This window comes from Xenorhabdus entomophaga, from assembly GCF_037996725.1.
Classification (GTDB): domain Bacteria; phylum Pseudomonadota; class Gammaproteobacteria; order Enterobacterales; family Enterobacteriaceae; genus Xenorhabdus; species Xenorhabdus khoisanae.
On sequence record NZ_JBBMXH010000153.1, the window covers coordinates 1 to 6,449 of the forward strand.

5 protein-coding genes are annotated in these 6,449 nt (G+C 38.8%); all 5 read left to right on the forward strand.

Annotation, left to right across the window (positions count from 1 at the left end; all coding sequences use genetic code 11):
• The first annotated feature begins 283 nt into the window (after positions 1-283).
• The 5 genes from aroA to AAC854_RS20620 are packed head-to-tail and all read left to right on the forward strand — an operon-like array spanning position 284 to position 6,225.
• On the forward strand, positions 284-1,633 hold the full coding sequence (gene aroA, locus AAC854_RS20600; protein WP_340618734.1) for a 3-phosphoshikimate 1-carboxyvinyltransferase: 1,350 nt from the start codon (positions 284-286) through the stop codon (positions 1,631-1,633).
• Between the two features lie 19 nt (positions 1,634-1,652).
• Positions 1,653-2,432: a phytanoyl-CoA dioxygenase family protein gene (locus tag AAC854_RS20605; protein ID WP_340618735.1), complete on the forward strand. Its 780-nt coding sequence runs from the start codon at positions 1,653-1,655 to the stop codon at positions 2,430-2,432.
• Positions 2,433-2,435: 3 nt separating this feature from the next.
• Positions 2,436-4,181 (forward strand): thiamine pyrophosphate-binding protein, encoded by a 1,746-nt coding sequence (locus AAC854_RS20610; RefSeq protein ID WP_340618736.1) that lies wholly within the window; start codon positions 2,436-2,438, stop codon positions 4,179-4,181.
• A 13-nt stretch (positions 4,182-4,194) separates the two neighbouring features.
• A complete protein-coding gene (locus AAC854_RS20615) occupies positions 4,195-5,385 on the forward strand; it encodes a Bcr/CflA family efflux MFS transporter (RefSeq protein ID WP_340618737.1) in 1,191 nt (396 codons plus the stop codon).
• A gap of 51 nt (positions 5,386-5,436) precedes the next feature.
• Positions 5,437-6,225, forward strand: a complete 789-nt coding sequence (locus tag AAC854_RS20620) for an SDR family oxidoreductase (RefSeq protein WP_340618738.1) — start codon at positions 5,437-5,439, stop codon at positions 6,223-6,225.
• Positions 6,226-6,449 lie beyond the last annotated feature (224 nt).

The window sequence follows — 6,449 nt, forward strand, 5'->3', positions numbered from 1 at the left end:
TTCGGTCAGTTGTTTATAGGTCATAGTGCATTTTCCTTTGGCGAGAAAGATGCCTACTATAGCAACTGACCGCCTTTTTCAGAAATTGCACTTATCATGCGAATCCAAGCATCTTTTAACTCTATCTTACGGAATTTAAAAACAGTAAAATTTAATAATATCATTAAATTACATAAGAATGCATTTCATATTTTGTTTTATAAATACTTACTTACAAAATTACAAAAAAACGGAGTATTTCATTTATCTACAATGCTATTATTATGAAAGGAAAAGTAAAATTATGTTGCCGTTAAAATACTTGGCTGTTAATCCATCTAATTATATTCTTCATTCCGCTTATATACCCTCATCGAAGCCAGAAACTCAACGAGCTATTCTGGCTGCCAGCTTGGCTGATGGTAAGTCAATTATTAATAATGACTTACGTTGTCTGGAAACCAGTACAATGAAGGAAGCATGTCGCAGTATTGGAGCCAGAATTATTGAGGAGCCGCGAAGATTAATTATTTATGGAACTGGTGGTAAAATTAGTCCTGAAAAAAAAGTCATTGACGCTCTCGGTTCGGGGCTAGTCTTCCGTGTAATAACCGCCCTTACTTGCTACAGTGATACTCCCGCTGTGATATCGGGTGATGCTACTCTCAGAACTCGTGTGATGGAGCCTTTACTGAATTCACTTGTTGAATTGGGTGGAAACATTACCAGTGTTCATATGAACGGAAAAGCACCTTTCATCAATTGGGGTGGGTATATTGGTGGGGAATGCGAAATCGAAGGAAACATTAGCTCCCAATTTATTACAGCGATACTTTTCGCAGCCCCCCTTGCTAAAAAAAGTACTACAGTAAAAATCAAAGGGGAGATCCTATCATTATCCTATATTCGACAGACATTAGAAGTTCTTGCAATAGCCGGAATTAAATCTAAGCATAATGAAAATTTCTCCAAAATTACGGTATTCCCTGGTGAATATAGTCCTGCTGAATATATAATAACAGGCGATTACACTTCGTGTTCTTACCTGGTTGCGGTGGCAACTTTATTTCCATGTGACTTGACACTTAAAAATATCAATAGTAAGAGCTTACAAGGTGAGCAGGCTATTCTGGCATTTGTTGAAGAAATGGGAGTAGAAGTCATTAGAAATGATCAAGAAAACGAAATTAGGTTGATTAATAGAAAAGGTCTACTAACTGGAAACTATGAATTTAATGTCAGTAACTGCCCTAATATTGTACCTACGCTAGCTTCAATAGGAATTTATGTCAATGGCTGTTTCAGAGTTACCGGGGGATCTATAACCCGTCTTCATAAATCGCCAAGAATAAAAGCAATGGTAAACGAGTTACTAAAATTGGGTGTTAACATTCAACCCTTGATTATAAATGATGTTTATGACGGTTTCGAAATTCATGGCACATCATCCTATTCTGGAAATTGTAGACTTTCCAGTTGGGGAGATCATCGTATTTTTATGTCTTTATTTGTAGCGTCATTACGTTGTCAACAGACTAATTACATTGATGGTTATGAAGATGTCCATTGTTCATTCCCTTCTTTCTTCAAAGAGTTTGAACAACTTGGTATTACATTCAAAGAAATGATTTACCAATCTGAGTCAGCTTATTAAGTTTATTGAGGATATCAATATGAATATCACCAAAAAAATGTACGAACAGGGTTATGTTGTAATACCTGAAATAATAGGCAAAGGAGAGATTAAAGTTATCAGAGATTTTTATAAAAAAACCTCTGAAATAAATGATCTTTCAACTCTTCTTCCAACAGACATATTAAAAAACACTGAAATATTTCATGCTATTTTGAATGATAAAGCAGTTATGGCGATCAAGGAGATTTTTGGCAGAAATTTTTCTTTATTCCCTAATTTTACGATTCGGGAAAGTGTTTATATCCCTTGGCACAATGATGCCTATTTTTTATCTGATGAGGTAATAAATCCTGATACACACTTACAATTTATGCAATGTGCTATCTATTTGCAGGATAATGATCCTGATCATGGAGGGGGAATAACATTAATCCCCTTTTCTCATCGGCTAGATCAAGCCACTGTGAAAAGTATGTTGAATACTCCACAAGCATACGAAAAAGTTATCATGAGTAAAGCAGGTGATCTTATTCTCTGGGATAACAGAATAACTCATAGAAGCACTTATCCTGATAAGGCGCCTGACAACACCAAATTAGCATTACAATGGACAGTCTCTGCCTCAGAACAACATAACGAACCATACCTACAATACCTTCGGGATCGTGCTCAACATAGTATGCATGTTTCCGATTATCTCCCCAAAAGCCCAAAATCTTATTTTGCAGATATGCCCAATGTCCGATACCCGGACTCATTTCATGAGGATTCATTAAAAATAATGAAAACGCAAAATATACACTTTATAGGGCTATGAGCTATGACATATTCAAATGATGGGCAGAAAGAAAATGGAGCATCTTATATATTGAGGCAGCTACGCCAGTTAGGTGCCTCTCATTTCTTCATGGTGCCAGGTAAGCTCATTAATGCATTCATGAAATGTTACCCGAAAGATAATGATTCAGTATTAGATATTTTTCCTGTTCCGGTAGTCACCGCCTGCGAAACGGGGGCTGCTTATATGGCAGAAGGATATGCTCGTGTCTCTGACAATTTTGGTATATGTCTAGCCATTGGTGGTCCAGGTGTTACAAATACTCTGACAGGCATAACTTCTGCCTACACAGATAATTTTCCTGTTTTACTCTTAGCTGGCCAAATTTCTTCAGCAATGGAAATGCACAATGTATTACAGGACAGTACCCAATCTGGCATTAACCAACAAGCAATTTTTTCTCCGGTGACTCGCGCGACATTTGAAATTAAAGCTGGTCAATCAATCAGTCGATTTCTGAGAGAGTCACTCCGGGCAATGAAAGGAATTGAAAGAGGTCCTGTGTATCTGGGAGTCAGTAAGGAAATTTTAAATGAATATGATGAAAATCGCCCCGACATTAGTTCAAGCATTTCTGATTCCTGGAAAAATCGTCCTGTCGATATCAATAAGATACGTTCACCCGAATTTGAAAATTTTATGAGTAAAACCCATAAGTGCATCATTCTCGCGGGGTTACGCAGTAAAACATCTGAAACCGCTGATACACTGTTAGCATTTGCAGAAAAGTATCATTTCCCAGTGGCAACAACGCTGAGTGGTAAAGGGATATTTCCAGAAGATCATCCTCTGTCGCTCGGTATTTATGGTTATTCAGGTAGTCCCAGAGCGATTGAAGCATTTAAGAATCCAGAGTTGGAAGGTATTATCTTATTGGGAATGGATACCACTCAATGGAGCACTATGTTATGGTCTCCAGATTTACAACTTTCTGGTAGAACGATTCAGGTAGATACTAATCCCGAATATCTTGGTAAATACCTTGATATCACTTGTGGGATCACAGCAAACAGTAGTGCATTTCTGGAATCTATTGATGAACATTACCCTAATATCCTCATTCAAGGCCGCTCCAAACGGGAGAAATGGTTACAGTATCTCAGTACAATTCCCAAGTATTTCCCTATTGATTTTAGCGCAACAGGCGATGCAACAAGACACCCAGCATCCTATATCAATATTCTCCAGAAACATTTTCCGGAAAATGGAATAGTCAGTGTTGATTCTGGAGTGCATCGATCGTTTTTTGGCCATCACTGGATCGCCCGCAGACCTGAAGCCTATATATCAGCAACCACACTTGGCCCTATGGGCTGGAGTATCCCAGCAGGGATAGGAGCCAGCTTTGCTGCTCCAGAGAGAAAATGTATGGTTATAACAGGTGACGGTTGTATGTTAATGCAGGGAATGGAGTTAGCCACAGCATCAAAATACCATCGCAATATACTTTTCATTGTCTTTAATAATGCATCTTATGCTGCAAGCTACTTTAATAATAAAGATAACAAAACAGATCTAACAAGAATTCCTGATTATGATTGGTGTCAATTGGCGAGAGGATTAGGGTTAAACTGTTTGTGTGTAAACTCTCCTGATCAATTACAGGAATGTATTGCCGAAATTATGCAACAGAACAGCCCATTCTTGATTGAAATTAAATGTGACAACCAACACACAACGCCAAATAAAGAATATAACAAACGCATAAAAGCGTTCCCACTCGTATGAAAGGTGAAAAGGCATGAAGTCAAAACTCATTATCATCAATTCGTGCATTATACTGGTATTGGGATTATTTTCTATAGACCTTTATAATCCGGCACTGCCTATAATAAAAACCGCACTCGAAATTACTGACAATCAGGCACAAAGCCTTGTTGTTTATTATCTCGTTGGTTTCGCTGTATCCCAACTTTTTTATGGGCCTCTCTCCGATAAACACGGCCGCATTCCTGTCATTGTATTTTCCTTATTATTTTCCGCTACCGGCAATTATCTGACTTCTACGGCTGAATCATTTCACACACTATCTCTATTCCGGCTTCTGACCGGTATTGGTGCAGGCGGGTGTCCGGTTATTAGCAGAGCTATACTCAGTGATACTTTCCGGGATAAGACGGAATTATCTAAATCTCTGGCTATTTTTTCGATGGCATCACAAGTTTCGCCTGCTTTTGCACCTGTCATTGGGGGGTATATTACAGAATATCTGCCGTGGAAGTTTAACTTTATAGCTCTTACCATAATGATGCTGATAGGTGCATTTTTTGTAAAAATGACGTTGCCGGAAACATCACCGATGAAATCAACAGACAATGGCCGGATAACAGGTTTTCGAATTCTGTTATCTGACATTAATTTTGTTGTATACAGTGTTGTCTCTGCCGTTTTGTTTGCTATTACCATTGGTTATTTTACTGCCAGCCCTTTTGTATTCCAGACACAATTTGAATTATCTTCATCACAGAATGGATATTTGTTTATGGTTTATTCTGCTGGGATCGTAATAGGTTCGTTGCTGACAAAAAAATGGTTGTCACATTCCACACCTGAAAGAATTCTGAAAGTTTCACTTCCCTTATTAGTGTTGTTTACAGCGATGGCGCTCATTTTTATTTATTTTACTCAGATATTGTCGATTAAATTTATCATTATTTATAGTTTTGCGGTAGGGCTAGGATGTGGACTGTCTTCTCCATTATTACTTGGGATAAGTTTGCATGGACATACAGAATTATCCGGAACAGGCAGTGCTTTACAAGGAGCACTAAAAATGGCCGGAGCAGCCATTGTATTATGGTTTTTCTCTAGTGGGCATACAACAACAGCAGCTGGTTTAATGTGGGGACTTTTCATTCTTGCCTTGATTTGTTTTGTTTTCATTACCTTTACTCAGTATAGGGTATCCGAAACAAAAAACCGGCGCTTATAGAGCAACCAAAATTGATAATGTTATCTTCACTATCACACTAACGGAGAGAATATGGATCTTGGAATCGCGGGTCGCTGGGCTGTCATATGTGCAGCCAGCGAAGGTTTAGGATTTGCTTGCGCTATAGCACTAGCTGCAGAAGGTGTAAATGTTGTTATTAACGCGCGAAGATCTGAACAACTGAAAGTGGCGGCACAGCAGCTTCAAAATATAAATTCTGCTATATCCGTAAAATGGATATCAGGTGACATAACACAATCAGAAATTCAGGATGCTGTGCTGAATACACCACCTGTAGTGGATATCCTTGTCACAAATGCGGGTGGCCCACCAACAGGTATTTATTCCGACTGGACTCGTGAAATATGGTATCAGGCCATTAATACTAATATGCTTACCCCAATCAGTCTGATTCAGGCTGTCACTGATAAAATGGTTAATCGCTGTTTTGGCCGTATTATCAATATTACTTCTGGAACAGTTAAAGCTCCTCAAAGTGAGCTGGGATTATCAAACGGAGCACGAGGGGGGCTAACAACTTTCATTAGTGGTCTGGCAAAATCTCATGCGCTGATGAGTAATAATGTCACCATAAACAATCTATTACCTGGTGCTTTCGATACCCATCGTCTGAGACAAACATTTGTACAAAAAGCGTCAAGATGCGGAGATTCACCGGAAAGTATAGCAATACAACGAAGCCAGAAAATCCCTGCTGGACGGTTTGGTACTCCCGAAGAATTTGGTGCGTATTGTGCTTTTTTGTGTAGTAATTATGCAGGTTATATAACGGGCCAAAATATCCTGATTGATGGTGGTGCCTATTCCGGTGTTTTTTAAGGCGTATCCTTCTATATCCCATCATCAAGCAAAAATTTGACCCCGCTCGATTCAATCGATAAAGTGTTTAATTGTTATCAATGATCCATAGCCTGCAAGGATCAGCATTAAGCGGCGAAACAAATCTATGGTCTTCCCCGTTTTTGCAACACTCATTTTGATGTATGGTTGGCTTGCTTAAATCTATCCGGCGTCTCTATGAGTATGGATACCCGCGCCACGAT

What these genes read in the sequence shown, in the direction of transcription:
- AAC854_RS20605 (WP_340618735.1), top strand. Translation starts at nt 1,653, where the DNA reads ATGAATATCACCAAAAAAATGTACGAACAGGGTTATGTTGTAATACCT.
- AAC854_RS20615 (WP_340618737.1), top strand. Translation starts at nt 4,195, where the DNA reads ATGAAGTCAAAACTCATTATCATCAATTCGTGCATTATACTGGTATTG.
- AAC854_RS20610 (WP_340618736.1), top strand. Translation starts at nt 2,436, where the DNA reads ATGACATATTCAAATGATGGGCAGAAAGAAAATGGAGCATCTTATATA.
- aroA (WP_340618734.1), top strand. Translation starts at nt 284, where the DNA reads ATGTTGCCGTTAAAATACTTGGCTGTTAATCCATCTAATTATATTCTT.
- AAC854_RS20620 (WP_340618738.1), top strand. Translation starts at nt 5,437, where the DNA reads ATGGATCTTGGAATCGCGGGTCGCTGGGCTGTCATATGTGCAGCCAGC.